Origin of the sequence: Bradyrhizobium semiaridum, assembly GCF_020329505.1 — a bacterium.
Classification (GTDB): Bacteria; Pseudomonadota; Alphaproteobacteria; order Rhizobiales; family Xanthobacteraceae; genus Bradyrhizobium; species Bradyrhizobium semiaridum.
This window is the reverse complement of record NZ_JAGKJJ010000004.1, coordinates 95,143-113,335: the sequence shown is the minus strand read 5'-3', so window position 1 is coordinate 113,335 and position 18,193 is coordinate 95,143. Positions and strand designations below refer to the sequence as shown.

At 66.0% G+C, this 18,193-nt stretch carries 12 protein-coding genes; 3 read left to right on the top strand and 9 right to left on the bottom strand.

The window, feature by feature from the left end; translation table 11 throughout:
- Positions 1-293: 293 nt before the first annotated feature.
- Entirely contained in the window at positions 294-1,499 is a 1,206-nt protein-coding gene (locus J6500_RS06710) for an ABC transporter substrate-binding protein (RefSeq protein WP_376707766.1), read from the bottom strand.
- Positions 1,500-1,688: 189 nt separating this feature from the next.
- Between J6500_RS06710 and J6500_RS06705 the strand changes: the two genes are divergently transcribed.
- Positions 1,689-3,842, top strand: coding sequence for a carbamoyltransferase C-terminal domain-containing protein (locus tag J6500_RS06705; protein WP_225711901.1), 2,154 nt, complete (start codon positions 1,689-1,691; stop codon positions 3,840-3,842).
- Here the strand turns inward: J6500_RS06705 and J6500_RS06700 are convergent.
- The 6 genes from J6500_RS06700 to J6500_RS31955 form a co-directional block, all read right to left on the bottom strand.
- Positions 3,802-4,737: a DMT family transporter gene (locus J6500_RS06700; protein ID WP_225711900.1), complete on the bottom strand. Its 936-nt coding sequence runs from the start codon at positions 4,735-4,737 to the stop codon at positions 3,802-3,804. The genes J6500_RS06705 and J6500_RS06700 overlap by 41 nt on opposite strands.
- An 85-nt stretch (positions 4,738-4,822) precedes the next feature.
- Positions 4,823-5,692 carry an NAD(P)-dependent oxidoreductase gene (locus J6500_RS06695; RefSeq protein ID WP_225711899.1) on the bottom strand — a complete coding sequence of 290 codons (870 nt, stop codon included), beginning with the start codon at positions 5,690-5,692 and terminating at the stop codon, positions 4,823-4,825.
- Positions 5,693-5,695: 3 nt separating this feature from the next.
- A protein-coding gene (gene prfB / locus J6500_RS06690; RefSeq protein WP_225711898.1) for a peptide chain release factor 2 occupies positions 5,696-6,827 on the bottom strand; the annotation gives its coding sequence in 2 pieces (ribosomal slippage) (positions 5,696-6,757 and positions 6,759-6,827; 1,131 coding nt in all).
- Between the two features lie 106 nt (positions 6,828-6,933).
- Positions 6,934-9,420, bottom strand: coding sequence for a penicillin-binding protein 1A (locus J6500_RS06685; protein WP_225711897.1), 2,487 nt, complete (start codon positions 9,418-9,420; stop codon positions 6,934-6,936).
- A 244-nt stretch (positions 9,421-9,664) separates the two neighbouring features.
- Positions 9,665-10,975, bottom strand: coding sequence for an N-acetylmuramoyl-L-alanine amidase (locus J6500_RS06680; protein WP_225711896.1), 1,311 nt, complete (start codon positions 10,973-10,975; stop codon positions 9,665-9,667).
- 613 nt (positions 10,976-11,588) lie between these two features.
- On the bottom strand, positions 11,589-12,269 hold the full coding sequence (locus J6500_RS31955) for a hypothetical protein (RefSeq protein ID WP_283842893.1): 681 nt from the start codon (positions 12,267-12,269) through the stop codon (positions 11,589-11,591).
- Positions 12,270-12,293: 24 nt separating this feature from the next.
- Here J6500_RS31955 and J6500_RS06675 point away from each other — a divergent pair, with 24 nt between their 5' ends.
- Positions 12,294-14,852, top strand: a complete 2,559-nt coding sequence (locus tag J6500_RS06675; protein WP_283842892.1) for an Rne/Rng family ribonuclease — start codon at positions 12,294-12,296, stop codon at positions 14,850-14,852.
- A gap of 96 nt (positions 14,853-14,948) precedes the next feature.
- Positions 14,949-16,181, top strand: a complete 1,233-nt coding sequence (locus J6500_RS06670; protein WP_225711894.1) for an NAD(P)/FAD-dependent oxidoreductase — start codon at positions 14,949-14,951, stop codon at positions 16,179-16,181.
- Between the two features lie 12 nt (positions 16,182-16,193).
- On the opposite strand, the gene J6500_RS06665 is transcribed toward J6500_RS06670, so the two are convergent.
- Positions 16,194-17,528, bottom strand: coding sequence for a dicarboxylate/amino acid:cation symporter (locus tag J6500_RS06665; RefSeq protein ID WP_225711893.1), 1,335 nt, complete (start codon positions 17,526-17,528; stop codon positions 16,194-16,196).
- Between the two features lie 84 nt (positions 17,529-17,612).
- A complete protein-coding gene (locus tag J6500_RS06660) occupies positions 17,613-18,170 on the bottom strand; it encodes a biotin transporter BioY (protein WP_225712054.1) in 558 nt (185 codons plus the stop codon).
- Positions 18,171-18,193 lie beyond the last annotated feature (23 nt).

Below are 18,193 nucleotides of genomic sequence, written 5' to 3'. Positions count from 1 at the left end.
GAACCGCATGCGCCGATTTGTTTGGCCCTTAGCTAGCGAAATCCCTGGAATGACGACGGCTGCGTCCCCATCCACGACCGTCATCGCCCGGCCTGTGCGCAATTGCGCACATGGACCGAACGATCCAGGACGCCGCAGCCTCTCGGCTCAACAACAACTGCCTCTGGAGTACTGGATCGACCGGTCAAGCCGGGCGATGACAGCGTGCTTTGAAGGGCGCCGCGACACGACACTCAGTGTCGTCTCTGCGAAAGCCAGGACGACGTCCGCGCAGCGGCGTGACCGCCGATCCCCTACCGCGTCGCCTCGTGGCCGACCTCGCCGGTGATCACATCCCCGAACAGCTCCCACGCCTCGCCGTTGAAGCGCATCAGTTGCATCTGCTCGATCGGGTAGTAGTCGTCGGCCGATGTGTTGACCATGATGCCAGGCAGCATCAGCTCGGAGTGGAAGTTCTTCAGGCTGGCGGCCTGCTTCATCACGTTGTCGCGGGTGAGATTGTCGCCGCACTGCTTGATCACCTGCGCCATCGCTTCGGCCTGCACGTAGCCGTAGATGTTGTTGGCGTTGGCCTTGTCGCCGTCGGGATAGTACTTGTCCATGAAGGCGCGCCACTTGATGACGGCGGGATCCTTGTCCCAGGTCGGATCGGTCGGGTCCTTCAGATAAGCGGTCGAGATGATGCCCTTGGAATATTCCAGGCCCGCCGGTTTCAGCACCGAGGCCACCGAGGTCGCGGTGTTGGCGAGGAAGAATTTCGGCTTCCAGCCGAGCTCGCCGACCTTGCGGATCGCCTGCGCCGAGCCCTTCGGCGCGGCCCAGGAAAAGAAGATGTCGGCGCCGGAATCGTGCAGCGCGACGATCTGGGAATCGATAGAGGGATCGGAGACCTCATAGGACTTGTCGGCGATGATCATGTCCGCCCTGTCGCCGAGGCCGTCCTTGAGTCCCTTGAACTGATCCTTGCCGGCGTCGTCATTCTGCCACAGCACCGCGATCTTGCTGTTGGGGAATTTGTCGCGGATGTACTTCGCGTAGATCCGCCCTTCGCTCTGGTAGTTGGGCTGGAAGCCCATCGTCCACGGAAAGTTCTTCGGGTCGCCGAACTTGGTGCCGCCGGAAGCGACGAACAATTGCGGCACCTTCTTGGCATTCATGTACTTCATGATCGCCGAGTTCGACGGCGTGCCGAGCGGCTGGAAGATCAACAGCACCTCGTCGCTCTCGACCAGCTTGCGCGCCTGCTCGATCGCCTTCGGCGGCGAATAGGCATCGTCGTAGCTGATGAAATTGATCTTGCGGCCGCCGATACCGCCCTGATCGTTGATCATCTTGAAGAACGCCGCCTCGGTCTTGCCGATCACGCCGTAGGACGAGGCCGGGCCGCTGTACGGCATGATGTTGCCGATCTTGATTTCGCCATCGGTCGCGCCGGGATCGTATTTCTTCTGCGCAACCGCCGTGCTCGCGATCAGTGCGGCACTTGCGAATGCCACCATGGCGCAGATATATCCAGAACGAGCCGGCATGGTTTCCTCCCAATTTTTGTCGTTGATTGGCGGCAAGTCTCGCAAGTCACAGATGTGCTGGCAAGCGCGAGGTTTTTCCGTTCCACGAAACGGCATTGTTGCCTGGCGCTATTTGTGTTTGATGGTCGACCTGAGGACACACGACTAGAGGCGTTCTGATTGCTTAAGCCGGAAATCCGTATCGGTCCGCGCCACCCGCGTCTTGCGGCGTGGTGTTATGAACTCACGCGCCGGCTCAGCGAGCGGTCGCTGGCGGGCCGTGGCCTGCACAAGGCCAACAGCGATGTCGCCAAGCGCACTATCGTCAAGGTCCGCGACAAGCTGCAGCGCGGCGAGACCGTGTACATCGCCGGCCTCGCCTGCCCCGGCACGCACAATACCGGCGTCGCGCTGGTCGAGGTCACGCAGAAGGACGGCCCGCGCCTGATCGTCAACAACGAGGAAGAGCGCTTCTCCGGCAACAAGCACACCAACGAGTTTCCGCAACACGCGCTCGACGACATGCGCGCGGTGCTGCAGCGAATGGGACGCGACATCGGCGATATCGACGCGTTCGTTACCACCTGGGATTATCCGGCGCTGCTGGCGATGCTGATCCGCACCTCCTTGGAGGAAGCGCCGGCCAGCCTCAAATTGCTGCGCGCGCCGATCGCGCCGGCGATCAACCTGCGCCAGATGGATCAGGTGCGGCGACTGTCGCGCAAGATGGCGCGGATGTACGGGCTTGGCGAGCAACTGCCGCTGATCTGCATGCCGCATCACGACAATCACGCCTGGTACTCGTTCACGGCCTCGCCGTTCGCAGATGTCAGCGGCAAGGTCGCGATCGCGGTGCTCGACGGCACCGGCGATGTCGGCTCGATCTCGCTCTACGTCGCCGAGAATGGCGAAATGAAACAGCTCTATTGCAACCAGAGCCTGTTCGACTCGCTCGGCGCCTTCTACACCGTGATTTCTTCCAGCCAAGGCGGCTGGACCTGGCTCTCTAGCGAGGGCCGCTACATGGGCGCCGCGGCGTGGGGCGACATGAACCGCGCGTCCAATCCGTATTACGCGCGGTTGAAGGCGGTGCTGCAGCTCGGGCCCGAAGGCACCGTGCGGCTCAACCGTGCGATGGCCAACTGGTACGCCGATCCCGGCGACAATCCCTATCACCCGTCGCTGATCGAGATCCTCGGCCAGCCGCTGCGGCCCGACCAGCTCTGGAACCCCGACGCCGTGCTGCGCGTCGAGGACATCGAGCACCGCCCCGACACCAAGGACCGGCTCGACAAGGCCGCGGCGACCCAGCTGGTGTTCGAGGACGCGATGATCCACGTCATCGATCATCTTTTGCGCCTCACCGGTACCGATCGCCTGGTGCTGACCGGCGGGGTCGCGCTGAACGCGCTCGGCAACATGCGGCTGCTGGAGCATTTCAACGAAGCGTGGTTCGAGCGTGCGCAGCAGCGCAAGGCGCGGCTGCACATGTGGATCCCGCCGGTGCCCGGCGATCCCGGCGTGCCGATCGGCGCCGCCTGGCTGTTCGCACACATGGCCGGCGCTCCGCGCGGCGCGCCGCTGTCGCACGCCTTCTATTGCGGCCTGCCGCCGTTGCGCGCCGACATCACCGCGGCGCTGCAGACCGATGAGGTCGCTTCGCTTGAGATCGGCAATGTCGCGACATCAGAGGGGCGCGATGCGATCGCGGACCTGATGGCCCACGCGGTGGCCGAAGGCGGCGTGATCGCGATTTACCAAGGCGCCGCGGAGACCGGGCCGCGCGCGCTCGGGCATCGCTCGATCCTCGCCAATCCCTGCGATCCCCATGTCCGCGAGCGGCTTAACGAGCGCGTCAAATACCGCGAAGCAATCCGCCCGCTGGCACCGATGGCGACGCTGCAATCCGCGCGCGATTACTTCGAGCTGGAAGACGGCGCCTCCGACGGCGACTACAACGCCTATAACTACATGGTGCTGACCGCGCATTCCAAGCCCGAGGCGCGTGAGAAGATCCCGGCTGTGGTGCATGCCGACGGCACCGGCCGCATCCAGATCGTGCGCGAGGCCGACGATCCCCTCACCTATGCGTATCTGAAAGCACTCGGGCGCCGTATCGGCGTCGAGATGTCGGTCAACACCTCGTTCAATGTCGCAGGTCCGATCGCGCAGACGCCGGCGCAGGCAATGGACACGCTGCGCCGCTCCAAGGGCCTCGATGCGGTGGTGCTGGTCGCCGACGACGGCACGACTTACGCCGCCTGGCACGGCGGCGAGCGCGACAGCGGACGCTTTACGGGCTGGTATGCGGCGTGGAAGCAGGCGCGCGGCTGAACCAGGTCAGTACGCGGCCATCGATCACGAGCAGAGCGCTTGATATCACGAGCGCCCCCAACACTTCGCGCATCGCGATCGGCTCGCCGAGCACGAACGTGCCGAGCAGCATCGCGGTAACCGGAATCAGCAAGGTCACCAGCATCACATTGGTGGCGCCGGACCGCTGCAGGATCTGGAAGAACACGATATAGGCCAGCGCGGTCGACAGCGCCGCCAACCCGAGCACCGCGAGCCATGTCGCCGGGTGCGGCATTGGCAGCAGCCATGGCTGCTCGACCACGCCGGCGACAACGGCCATCATCACGGCCGAGGCCATCATCTGGAAGGTCGCCGTGCCCAGTGGCGGCACATGCACCGGGAGCCGCCTCCCGACCAGCGCCGCGATGCCGTAGCTGAAAGCACCGGCGAGGCACAGCAGGATGCCGATGCCCTGCCGGCTCTCAACCCCCAGCGTATCGCCATGCAGGATCGCAACCCCGATCACGCCGACCAGCACGCCCGCAACGCGTCGCGCCAGCAGCCGCTCCTCGCCGGCGGCCGCCATCACGACCACCGCAAACAGCGGCGTCGTCGCATTGAGGATCGAGGCCAGCCCGCTGGAGACGTAGATCTGCCCGCATACGATCAGCGAGAACGGCAGCACATTGTTGAACAGCCCCATCGCAAAGAACGGCATCCACCCCGACACGCCCTTCGGGAATGCGATCGTGCGGATCCGCAGCAGCGGCAGCAGGATGATCGCGCCCAGCGCCACACGCAGCAGCACCAAGGTCAGCGGCGGCAGTTCGCGCAGGATCACGCCGTTGAAGAAGAACGAGCCGCCCCAGAGCACCGACAGCACGCCGAGCAGCGCCCAATCGCGAGGATCGATCGTGTGGTCGGCGGAGGGCATGCAAAACTCTCATCTGCGCTGGCCACAGATGGCTAGCAAGCTGCGGCGGCGGGGCCCACCCGATTTCCGGGAGCCGGCGCTTGGGCTATTTCGGCCGTGACACGATCTCGATCATCCGGCCTTCGTCGGCGTCGGGCGCGTGCGCCTTGGCCTTGGCATAGGAGGTCACCGCGGCGCGGCTGACCGGAACGCCCGGCAGGAGCGTCTGGGCGAGCCGTACGGCATATTCGGCATCCTTGTGGCGCAGCGCGGCGGTGAAAGTGGCGCCGGAAAAATTGCGGTCGATCATGCGCCGGGAATGGCGGATGACCTGCGGGCTCGCCACCGCGCCGGTCGCGAGCGCCTCGGCGACCAGCTGCATGTCGAGACCGGCCTGCTCGGCGATCGCAATGCCCTCGGCAAGGCTTGCGATCTGCACCGCGCCCAAGAGGTTGTTGATCAGCTTGAACACGGTGCCGGTGCCGACCGCGCCGAAGTGCCGGATCGTGCTGCCGATCGGCGCCAGATATGGCTGCGCCCGCTCGAGGTCGGCGGGATCGGCGCCCACCAGCAGCGTCAGCTTGCCCGCGGCCGCCGCCTCCGGCAGGCCGGTGACCGGGCAGTCGATGTAGATCAGGCCGCGGCTGTGCAGCTCACCAGCCATCTCCAGCGCATGCTGGTACGAGACCGTGGAGCACTCGATCGCGAGCGTTCCCGCCTTCATGGTCGCGGCCGCGCCGTCCTTGGTCAGCCAGACCGCGCGCGAGGCCTCGTCGTCGGCGACCATGGTCACCACGGCATCGGCGTCGATCGCGGCATCCTCCGGCGAGGTCGCCCATTGCGCGCCGCGCGCGATCAGGTCCTCGGCCTTGGCCCTGCTCCGATTCCACACCGTGACCGTGAAGCCGGCATCGAGATAGCGGCCCGCCATGCCGTGGCCCATCCGTCCTAATCCGATGAAGGCCACACGCTGCATGGGCTAATCCACATCCTCGACCGTGCCGGGCCCGGTACCAAAGGCGCGCTGCGCCAGGGTCGCCGCCATGAACTCGTCGAGGTCGCCGTCAAGCACGCCCGACGTGTCGGAGGTCTGCACGCCCGTGCGCAGGTCCTTCACCATCTGGTAGGGCTGCAACACGTAGGAACGGATCTGGTGACCCCAGCCGATATCGGTCTTGGCGGCCTGATCGGCAGCGGCCTGTTCCTCGCGCTTCTTCAGCTCGATCTCATAGAGCCGCGCGCGCAGCATGTCCCAGGCCTGCGCCCGGTTCTTGTGCTGCGAGCGGCCGGCCTGGCAGACGACCGCGATCCCGGTCGGAATGTGCGTAAGGCGCACCGCCGACTCGGTCTTGTTGACGTGCTGGCCGCCCGCGCCGCCGGACCGCATGGTGTCGGTGCGGACGTCGCTCTCCTTGATCTCGATCTTGATGGAGTCGTCGATCACGGGAAAAATCTGCACCGACGAGAACGAGGTGTGGCGCCGTGCGTTGGAATCGAATGGCGAGATGCGCACCAGGCGATGCACGCCGGCCTCGGTCTTCAGCCAGCCATACGCGTTGTGGCCGCTGATCTGGATGGTCGCCGACTTGATGCCGGCCTCTTCACCCTGGGACTCTTCGAGATACTCGATCTTGAAGCCGTGCTTCTCCGCCCAGCGCGTGTACATGCGCAGCAGCATCTGTGCCCAGTCCTGGCTCTCGGTGCCCCCGGCACCGGCATGGACCTCGAGATAGGAATCGAACTTGTCGGCCTCGCCCGAGAGCAGCGCCTCGAGCTCGCGCCGGGCGACTTCCTTCTTCAGCTCCTTGAGCGCCTTCTCGGCATCGGCAACCACGCCCTCGTCGTTCTCGGCCTCGCCGAGCTCGATCATGCCGATATTGTCCTCGAGCTCGCGCTCGACCTTGCCGATGCCGGAAAGCGCGTCCTCCAGTGAGGTGCGCTCCTGCATCAGCCGCTGGGCTTTCTGGGGATCGTTCCAGAGATTGGAGTCTTCAGCGAGCTTGTTCAGCTCAGCGAGGCGTGCCGTCGATTGTTCGACGTCAAAGATGCCTCCTCAGCAGCCCGACTGACTGCTTGATCTCTTCAACAAGGCGTTCGATTTCCGCGCGCATGATCTTTCAGGTGTTGGGAAAACAGGTTCCGAGGGATGTAGCGAGCGTCACGGCAAAGCGCAATCGGCTTGGCCGCGCTGTCCCGGTGATGTGGACATGTCGCCGGCTAATACAATCCGAAAGGCCGCAAGAAAGCGCCGCTGTCGGGCTGCTGTCCCTGCGACGGCTGAGGCCCCCCTCCCCGGCCATCGGCGTCGGCGACCGGGACGCTCGGCGTGTATTCCGGCGGTGCGGTTCCGGGCTTGAAAGCCTCCAGGATCGTGTTCCCGCCGCCGCCAGGCCCGGAGCGGACGCCGCTCTTGGCGTCAACGCGGATCAGCTTGATGCCTGCCGGAACCTTGAATGGGGTCGGCGGCTTGTCGGCCAGCGCCAGCTTCAGGAAATCCCGGGCGATCGGCGCCGCGGTACGGCCGGCTTGCGCGGTGCGGCCGAGGCTGCGCGGCTTGTCGTAGCCGAGGTAGAGACCGACCACGAGGTCAGGCGAGAAACCGACGAACCAGAGGTCCTTCGCATCGTTGGTGGTGCCGGTCTTGCCGGCGAGCGGCTTGCCGACGTCGCGCATCACAGTCGCGGTGCCGCGCTGGACCACGCCCTCCATCATCGAGGTGATCTGGTAGGCGGTCATCGGGTCGAGCACCTGCTCGCGGCGGTCGATCAGTTGCGGCTCCGCCTGGTTCTTCCAGCCACCGGGGGCGTCGCAGCCGCGGCATTCGCGGGCGTCGTGCTTATAGATGGTATGGCCGTAGCGATCCTGGATGCGGTCGATCAGCGTCGGCTTCACCCGGCGCCCGCCATTGGCGAACATCGAGTAGGCCGTGACCATGCGCATCACGGTGGTTTCGCCGGCACCGAGCGCATAGGACAAATAGTTCGGCAATTCGTCATAGACGCCGAAGCGCTTGGCATATTCACCGATCAAGGGCATGCCGACGTCCTGGGCGAGGCGCACCGTCACGGTGTTGAGCGAATGCGTCAGCGCATTGCGCAAACTGGTCGGCCCGTAATACTTGCCGGTCGAGAAATTTTCCGGCCGCCAGACCCCGGCGCCCTGCCCCTGATCGATCTCGATCGGGCCATCCACCACGATGCTCGACGGCGTGTAGCCGTTGTCGAGCGCCGAGGCGTACACGATCGGCTTGAACGAGGAGCCCGGCTGCCGATAGGCCTGCGTGGCGCGATTGAACTGGCTCTGGTCGAACGAGAAGCCGCCGACCATCGCGAGCACGCGGCCGGTCCACGGATCCATAGCGATCATCGCGCCGGAGATTTCGGGCAGTTGGCGCAGCCGGTACTGGCCCTCGACCGCGGTACCGTCCTTGTTCACCAGCGGATCGGCATAGATCACGTCGCCCGGCTGCAGCACTTGCGACACCGCGGTCGGCGTCTTGCCCTTGCTTTTGGCCCAGCGCACGCCCTCGATCGTGACGATGCCGGTCTGCCGCTCCTTGCTGACGGCGCCGCCGAGCTCCCTGCCCGGCTGGAAGCCGATCCGCGCCGACTGGTCGCCGCTTTCGAGCACGACAGCCAGCCGCCACGGCGAGATGTCCGACAGCGCCTTGACGTCGGCGAGCTTGACGCCCCAGTCGCCGGATGCGTCGATCTTGTGCATCGCGCCACGCCAGCCCTGCGCTTCGTCATAGTTGACGAGACCGGCCGCCATGGTCTTGCGCGCCATCACCTGGATCTTGGGATCGAGCGTGGTGCGCACCGACAGGCCGCCTTCATACAGCTTCTTCTCGCCATAGCGCTCGAAGATGTCGCGGCGGACCTCCTCGGCGAAATATTCGCCCGCGAAGGTGTGCGCGCCGTTTGAACGGTTGGTGACCGACAGCGGCTCCTTGCGCGCCTTGTCGGCGTCGGCCTGCTTGATCCAGCCGTTTTCCAAGAGCCGATCGATCACGTAGTTGCGGCGCTCGATCGCGCGGTCGTGGTTGCGCACCGGATGCAGCGCCGCCGGCGCCTTCGGCAGCGCCGCGAGATAGGAGGCCTCGGCGATCGTCAGCTCGTTGACCGATTTGTCGAAATAGACCAGCGACGCGGCGGCGATGCCGTAGGCGCCGAGTCCGAGATAGATTTCGTTGAGATAGAGCTCGAGGATGCGGTCCTTGGAATAGGCCCGCTCGATGCGCATCGCCAGCAATGCTTCCTTGATCTTGCGGGTGAACGACACCTCGTTTGTGAGCAGGAAGTTCTTCGCGACCTGCTGAGTGATCGTCGATGCACCCTGCGGCCGGCGGTTGGAGCCATAGTTCTGCGCATACAGCAGCGCGGCGCGCGCCATGCCCTGATAGTCGATGCCGCCGTGCTCGTAGAAATTCTTGTCCTCGGCTGCGAGGAACGCGTTGATCACGAGCTTCGGCACCGCCTGGATCGGCAGATAGAGCCGGCGCTCCTTGGCGTATTCGCCGAGCAACGAACCGTCGACCGCGTGGACGCGGGTCATCACCGGCGGTTCGTAATCCTGAAGCTGCGAATAGTCCGGCAGATCCTTGGAGAAATGCCAGATCCCACCGGCGATGGCGGCCACACCGACCAGGAACAAGACCGTCCCTGCAGCGAACAAGAAGCCCAAAAACCGCACGAGCAGGCGCATAATCGACGTTCCGTTCCTACCCCTTCGGCGCCCCGGTGTTCAGAAGCGCCAGTCCAAAGAATGCCTCTCACGCGACGAAGCTTGGGACTCAGCGGGCGCGCCGTTGCGCGATGCCCAATATACACGAGCCGCCGGACTAATACGGCTCGCCTCCGCGAGCGCTGCGGTCTGTTGTCTATACCGTTGCGGCTGTGGCCAAACTAGGGCTTCCCGGCCACGGTAGCGGCTTTTCAGCCGGCCAATTTCATTTGGCCGGTCCGACAGTTGCCAGCCGCTTGGCAAAGAACGCGTCGATCGCCTGGACCATCGAGCCGACCGTCTTGTTGCGCCAGCTCTCCGAGACGAGGTGCTCGAGGTCGCCTTTGTTGGAGACGTAGCCGAGTTCGACCAGCACGGACGGCACGTCCGGCGCCTTGAGCACCCGGAACCCGGCCGACTTCAGGGGGTTCTTGTGCATCCTGACCGTCGACTTCATCTCGGTCATCAGCATGCGGGCGAAGCGGTTGGAGAAGGTCTTGGTCTCCCGCTGCGCGAGGTCGATCAGGATGTCGGCGACCTCGGTCGGCTCGTCGCCCAGATTGACGCCGCCGATCGCGTCGGCCTTGTTTTCCGCATCGGCCAGCCGTTCCGCCTCGGCGTCCGAGGCCTTGTCCGACAGCGTATAGATCGTGGCGCCCTGGGCGTCGCCCTCGCGCCGCGGCAGCGCGTCGGCGTGGATCGAGACGAACAGGGCCGCCGCCTGGGTGCGCGCCACTTTCACCCGGTCGTTGAGCGGAATGAATGTGTCGTCGGTCCGGGTCATGACCACGCGGTATTTGCCCGATTTCTCGATGCGGTCGCGCAGCGCGAGCCCGAATTCCAGCACCAGGGTCTTCTCTGTCTGGCCGCCCGACTGGGTGCCGTTGTCGATGCCGCCGTGACCGGGATCGATCACGATCAGCGGGCGCGGATCTGCCACGGCAATCGGCGGCAGCGCGGCCGACGTTACCGGCGGGATCGTCGCGGTGCTGGATTCGGCAATCGCCGGCTTCAACTCGGGCCGCTCCTCGGGCGCCAGCGACTGCGCGAAGCTGGCGCGATCGACCTCCTCGAAGTCGAGCACCAGCCGCGGCGGCTGGCCGTTGGCGGCGTCGAGCACATAGGAACTGGCGATCTTGACCGGTCCGGTCAGGTCGAACACAATGCGCGAGCCGCCGGGCATCACGAGACCATAGCGGAACGCCTTCACCAGCCCACGTCCCGTCGCGCCGGTGCCCGCCGCGAGCTGGAAGTTGACTTGCGGGGTGTCGACCACGACGCGGTAGGGATCGCCCAGCGCGAAGGCGCGAAAATCGATCTTCCGGTCGAGGTCGAGGATGAAACGGGTCTGTTTGCCGTCGCCGGCAAGCCGTGCGCTGGATGCGACGGGAAAGCCGCTAGCGGCCGCGGCCGGGGCGGATGAGTCGGCCCGCGGCGCCTCCGCCGCACTGGGGACGCTCAGGTCAGCCAGCACCAATGCTGCGGCGCACAACAGCCCGCCTGCCAGCCAAACGCGGTGATTTGCCCGATTCACCACCGATTCGGTGCCTCCCAAGCAGCCTCTTACCGCATTAGAACCACACGGTTAATCGCAGCCTAATGACGCGGATGCGAAAAGGATCGAGTGTTGCCGCCCCGCGACGCTTCCCTTGCACCCGGCGGTTAATCCACGTATGTACGGATTGCTGACGGCTAGTACTCCCGGTTGTGTCGCGTTCAGCCTCCCGGTGCAGCGGTGGAACCTTCGGAGCCCGAAGTGACCGCCGTGTTTTTCCGGTCCCTCCCCAGCCAGCGCCGCGCGCGGCTGACATGGAGCGGCGGATTCGAGCCCGAGCGGCGTCCAGTCCCAGGCACACTCTCGCCAGAGGACGGTTTGAGACACGGCATAAACGATTATCCGGCCCCCTTGGGGCCTCGATATGCGATGGCCGGCAGGCGCTTCGGCGCCAGGCCGGGCTTTCAGCAAAAGATACGGCGGTCTTCTCGCCGCCACCATGTTTAGACGGGCCGACGCTTAATGCGCCAGACTGTATTGCCGACCAGGATCGCCGAGACGATCGCGCCGACGCGAAGTGAAAGCTTCGCCCGCCGCGTCATCACGGTGGGTTCCGATCCGGCTCTGCGCCTCAGGACGCGTTTTGGCCTTCCCCTCACCCCCGAATCAGGTGGACGGTCGCGTCAGCGGGCGGCGCAATTTGCGCGCGCCATGCACCGTGCCCGCCGCCGTCAAGAGCTCCAAAATGCCCAACAAGATGTTGATCGATGCCACCCACCCGGAAGAGACCCGGGTCGTCGTGGTCCGTGGCAATCGCGTCGAAGAGTTTGATTTCGAGACCGCCCAGCGCAAGCAACTGCGCGGCAATATCTACCTCGCCAAGGTGACGCGCGTAGAGCCGTCGTTGCAGGCCGCCTTCATCGAGTATGGCGGCAACCGGCACGGCTTCCTCGCCTTCAGCGAAATCCATCCCGACTATTACCAGATCCCGGTCGCCGACCGTCAGGCGCTGATCGAGGCCGAAGAGCGTGCCCACCGCGAGGCCGAGGAGGAGCAGGAAAACCGTGGTCACCGCCGCCGCTCGCGCCACCGCAATGCCCGTCGCCGCGGCCATGGCGATCGCGTGCAGAGCGAGGTGATCGAAGGCGCGAGCGATCCGCAGGCGGAAGCCCACGAAACACTCGAGCAGCCGATCGGCGCCGAGCCCCACGATCACGACATGGTCACCCACGAAGGTCATGAGCACGAGGCTCACGACCACGACCACGTGCATTCCGAGGATCAGGCACATGAACATCATGCGCATGACGATCATGCGGATGATCACGTCGCCCATGACCACGAGCACGACTCCCGCGAAATGAGCACGACAGCGGACGGCGACGCGCCGCGCGATCCCGTCGTCGCCGTGGTCGAAGCCTCCGCTGCCTCGGCAGCGCCGGAAACCGTCGAAAGTGTCGAGCTCAATCACGAGCCCGAGCGGGCGCATGCCGAGCAGATCGCGGAGAACGCGGCGCACGCCGACGACGCTGCACGTCACGACCATGATCATGCCGACGAGGTGCATGCGGCCGGTGATGATCAGCCCGTCGCCGAGTATGCTCTGTCCGAGCCGGCGCCGGCCGAAGATGCACCATTGGCCGATGCCGCCGCGGGCGATGAAGCCGACGATGACGAGGATGACGACGAAACCGAGGAAGAGGAAGTCGAATCGGTCGGCGGCGACGACGTGCTCGAGGAGGTTCCGGAGCGCGCGTTCCGTCCGCGTCGTCAGTACAAGATCCAGGAAGTCATCAAGCGCCGCCAGGTGATGCTGGTGCAGGTGGTCAAGGAAGAGCGCGGCAACAAGGGCGCCGCGCTGACCACCTATCTGTCGCTCGCCGGCCGCTATGCGGTGCTGATGCCCAACACCGCGCGCGGCGGCGGCATCAGTCGCAAGATCACCTCGGCGCAGGACCGCTCGCGCCTCAAGGAAGTGGTGCAGGATCTCGACGTGCCCGAGGGCATGGGCATCATCCTGCGCACCGCCGGCGCCTCCCGCAGCAAGCCGGAGATCAAGCGCGACTTCGAATACCTGATCCGGATGTGGGAGACGGTGCGCGATCTGACGCTGAAGTCGCAGGCGCCGACCCTCGTCTATGAGGAAGGTTCGCTGATCAAGCGCTCGCTGCGCGACCTCTACAACAAGGAGATCGACGAGATCCAGGTGGCCGGCGAAGCCGGCTACCGCGAGGCCCGCGACTTCATGAAGATGCTGATGCCGGCGAATGTGCGCGCGGTGAAGCAGTATCGCGACGGCCAGCCGCTGTTCTCGCGGATGGGGGTCGAGAGCCAGCTCGACGCGATGTTCACGCCGACCGTGCAGCTGCGCTCCGGCGGCTACATCGTGATCAACCAGACCGAAGCGCTGGTCTCGATCGACGTCAACTCCGGCCGCGCCACGCGCGAGCATCACATCGAGGATACCGCGCTCAAGACCAATCTCGAAGCGGCGGAGGAAGTCGCAAGGCAGCTTCGGCTGCGCGACCTCGCCGGCCTGATCGTCATCGACTTCATCGACATGGACGAGAAGCGCAACAACCGCGCGGTCGAACGCAAACTGTCCGACTGCCTGCGCCAGGACCGCGCGCGGATCCAGGTCGGCCGCATCTCGCATTTCGGCCTGCTGGAAATGTCGCGCCAGCGCATCCGCGCCAGCGTGCTGGAGAGCTCGACCGAGCCCTGTCCGCAATGCGGCGGTTCGGGTCACGTCCGCTCGGTCTCGTCGGTGGCGCTGCAGCTGCTGCGCGGCATCGAGGAAATCCTGATGAAGGGCGCGACCCACAATCTGGTGGTGCGCACCCGCACCGACGTCGCGCTCTACGTCCTCAACCACAAGCGCGGCCATCTGCGCGACCTCGAGGACTCCTTCAAGGTCGCGCTGTCGATCGTCGCGGATGCCACCGTGCACGGCACGCAGTCCTACATCATCGACCGCGGCGAGCAGGTGCATACGCTCGAGGCGGCAAAGGCACTGCTCGCGGCGCAGGCCTCCGCAGCCCCGGCGCAGGCCGAGGAAGCCGACGATGAGGAAGAGCTGTTCGAATACGAGGCCGAGGTCGAAACCGACGAGACCGAAGGCCTTGCCGACGAACAGGCGGCCGGCGAGGACGCCGGCACCGAGGGTGGCGATGGCGATGGTCAGCGCCGCAAGCGACGCCGCCGGCGCCGCGGCCGCGGCGGCGGTGGTGAAGCCCGCGAGGCCGCTCAACCGCGCGAGGACGGCGACCTCATGCATGTGCTGCCTGAAGGCACCGAAGCGGCTGCAGCCGAGGATGCCGAAGGCGACGAGGATGGCGGCGACGAGCAGCCGGAGTTTGCGCGCGGCGATCAGGCCGGCAGTGGCGAACGTCGCCCGCGCCGCCGCGGACGTCGTGGCGGCCGCCGCCGGCGCGGCGGCGGCGGAGCCGATGAAGGCCTTGCCGGATCGATCGCCGATGAGCTGAGCCCGGCGGACGAGCCGGAAGCCGCCGAGGCCGTCGCCGATTTCGACGGCCATTACGAGCCGGCGCCGTCGCTGGCGCAGCCGGAGCCGGGCGCGTCGTCCGACGTCGAGCCGGCTGCACCGGCACCGATCGAGGAGCCTCCGCCGGTCGAGACGGCCGTCACGCCCGAGCCAGCTGCGGCGCCCGAAGCCGCCGCCGTGCCGGAGGAAGCCGCGGCCGAGCCCGACCGCACGTCCCGGCGCCGCTCTACGGTACGCGAAAAGGTCAGCTTCGCGTCGACCCCGCAGCCGGACACACCGGCACCCGTGCTGGTCCAGAGCCCGGCTGAGGAGCCGGTCCCTGCCCCGGCCGAGGCAGAGCCCGCACCGGCTGCCGCCACCGAGGCTCCGGTGCGCAAGGGCTGGTGGTCGCGGCGCTTCGGCGGCGGCCACTAGGACCGATCAGACAAGGAAACGCCCGGTTCGAAGCCGGGCGTTTTTGCTGAATTGTCGAATGTGCCGCAGATGCCGGCCTGACGGAGAAGCAGGTCAATGCAAAGCGCGATCGTTCTGGGCGGCGGTATGGTGGGCGTCAGCACCGCGCTGCATTTGCGGCGCCGCGGCTGGTCGGTGACCCTGGTCGACCGCAAGGAGCCCGGCCGGGAGACCAGCTACGGCAACGCCGGCATCATCCAGAGCGAAGCGGTACGGCCCTATCCGATGCCGCGCGATCTTGCGACGTTGGCGCGGATCGCGATGGGCCGAACCAACGACGTGCGCTACCGCCTGGCGGCGCTGCCGCACCATGCCGGTCCGCTGCTGCGCTATTGGTGGCACTCGACGCCGGAACGGCACCGCGAGGCCACGGTCGCCTGGGCACGCTTGATCGCCCATGCCACGGCGGAGCACGACACGCTGATCCGCGAGGCGCATGCTGACAATCTGATCCGCCGCGCCGGCTTTCGCATCCTGTATCGCGATCGCGCGGCGCTCGAGGCCGCCATCGCAACCGCGGAGCAGAATCGCCGCGACTATGGCGTGCAGTTTCGCGTCCTCGACGGCAGCGAGCTCGCGAGGGCCGAGCCGATCCTGCGCGACGATCTGCCGGGCGCCATCCACTGGCTCGAGCCCTGGACCGTGTCGGATCCCGGCGGCCTCGTCTCGGCCTATGCCGGATTGTTCGAGCGTCTCGGCGGCGTCCTCCTGAACGGTGATGCGCAGACGCTGCAGCAGACCACGTCCGGCTGGTCGGTCGATTCGCCCAGCGGCCGGATCGATGCCGCGCACGCCGTCGTCGCGCTTGGGCCGTGGTCACCCCAATTGCTGGCAAGGTTCGATTACCGCGTCCCGTTGGTGCGCAAGCGCGGCTACCACATGCACTATAGCGGCGGCCGCTCGCTCGACCTGCCGCTGGTCGACACCGCGATGGGCTATGCGATGGCGCCGATGGCCAAGGGGATCCGCATCACCACCGGCGCCGAGCTGACCAGTCCGGATGCGCCGGCGACGCCGATCCAGCTCGACCACGCCGAGGCCGCCGCGCGAGGTCTGCTCGAGATCGGCAGGCGCGTCGAGCCCGAGCCCTGGTTCGGCACCCGTCCCTGCACGCCCGACATGCTGCCGGTGCTCGGGCCGGCGCCGCGGCATCGCGGGCTGTGGGTGAATTTTGGCCACGGCCATCAGGGCTTCACGCTCGGCCCCGCCACCGCACGGCTGCTCGCCGAAACGATGAACGGCGAGACATCCATGGTGGACGCCTCGCCGTATCGGATCGACCGATTCTGACTTGGAAGTGAATCAGTCCGTCGTCAGTGCCGTCTCTATGTCGGTCGGATCGATCTGCCTGGCGAGATTGGCGTTGAGCTTGTCGCGGTCGAGCTCACCCTCCCACCAGGCGACGATCACGCAGGCAACGCCGTTGCCGCACAGATTGGTCAGCGCGCGGCACTCGCTCATGAACTTGTCGATGCCGAGCACGATCGCCATGCCCGGCACCAGCCGCGGATCTACCACCGCGAGCGTCGCCGCCAACGTGATGAAGCCCGCACCGGTGATGCCGGACGCCCCCTTCGAGGTCAGCATCGCCACGACGAGGATCGTGAGCTGCTGGCTGAACGAAAGGTCGTAGCCGAGCGCCTGTGCGATGAACAGCGTCGCCAGGGTCATGTAGATGTTGGTGCCGTCGAGGTTGAACGAGTAGCCCGTGGGCACCACGAGGCCGACCACCGATTTGGAGCAGCCGAGCCGTTCCAGCTTCTCCATCAAGGACGGCAGCGCGCTCTCGGAGGACGAGGTGCCGAGCACGATCAAGAGCTCGTCCTTGATGTAGGCCAGGAACTTGAAGATCGAGAACCCGGCCATCCGGGCGATGATGCCGAGCACCACGAACACGAACAGCGCGGCGGTCAAATAGAACGTCGCGATCAGCCCGACCAAGTTGAGGATCGCGCCGGTGCCGAACTTGCCGATGGTGTAGGCCATCGCGCCGAACGCGCCGATCGGCGCCGCGCGCATCACGATCGAGATCACGCCGAACACCGCATGCGCCGCGTCGTCGATGAACGAGCGGATGGTGTGGCCGCGTTCGCCGAGGCTCATGATCGCAAAGCCGAACAGCACCGAGAACAGCAGCACCTGCAGGATCTCGCCCTGCGCGAATGCGCCGACCACGGTGTCCGGGATGATGTGCAGGACGAAGTCGACGCTCTTCTGCGCTTCCGCCTGCTTGGCGTAGCCGGCGACCGCCTGTGCGTTCGCCGCCGCGCCGCCGAAGCCCGCGCCCGGCTTCACGAGATTGCCGACGATCAGCCCGATCATCAGCGCGAAGGTCGAGACGACTTCGAAATAGACCAGCGCCTTGACGCCGATGCGGCCGACTTTCTTGGCGTCCTGGATATGCGCGATGCCGGAGACGACGGTGCAGAAGATGATCGGCGCGATCACCATCTTGATCAGCTTGATGAAGCCGTCGCCGAGCGCCTTGATCCAGTCGTTGGTGGCAAGGCCCGGCCACAGCCAGCCGACCAATGCGCCAAGCACGATCGCGATCAGGACCTGGACATAGAGGATCTTGTACCACGGCTTGGCGTCGGCAGCCGCCGGCGCGCCCGTGGCAACGGTTGTCGTCGCCATGTTTCACTCCCCCTCAGAAACGAGGCTGACAGCCAAGATCAACTTGGCTGTTCAAGTCAAATGGAACTATGCCGAGGTCTGCCTTTATCCGCGGCGATCGGCCAGCCGCCGGGCAGCCGGCACCAGCGCGGCACCCAGCGCATTCTTGACCACCGACGCGGCGACGAACGGCACGACGCCGACCAGCCATGCCTTCTCGACACCAAGCCCGGTGCCGAAAGCGAGCCACACGAAGCCCGCCACGAAGATGACAGCGTGGCCGATCGCCATTGCCACGAACAGCAAGGCCACGCTGCGGTCCCAGCCGCGTTCAGCGAGCCAGCCTGTGATGAGCGCGCCGGCCACAAATCCAAACAAATAGCCGCCGGTCGGTCCGAGCAGCGGCGCGAGGCCGCCGACCGGACCGGCGAACACCGGCATGCCGAGCGCGCCTTCGGCGAGATAGGCGATCAAGGTCGCGCCACCAAGCCGCCAGCCATAAATCGCGCCGATCATCAGCACCGCGAGCGTCTGCAGCGTCATCGGCACATAGGGCAGCGGCAGGTTCACTTTCGCTGACAGAGTCAACAATGCGGTGCCGAACGCCACCAGCACGACGGCGCGGACGATGCCGGCGTTCTGCCCGGCCCGCGCGGGCCACAGCACGGACGCGAGAGGAAAATGCC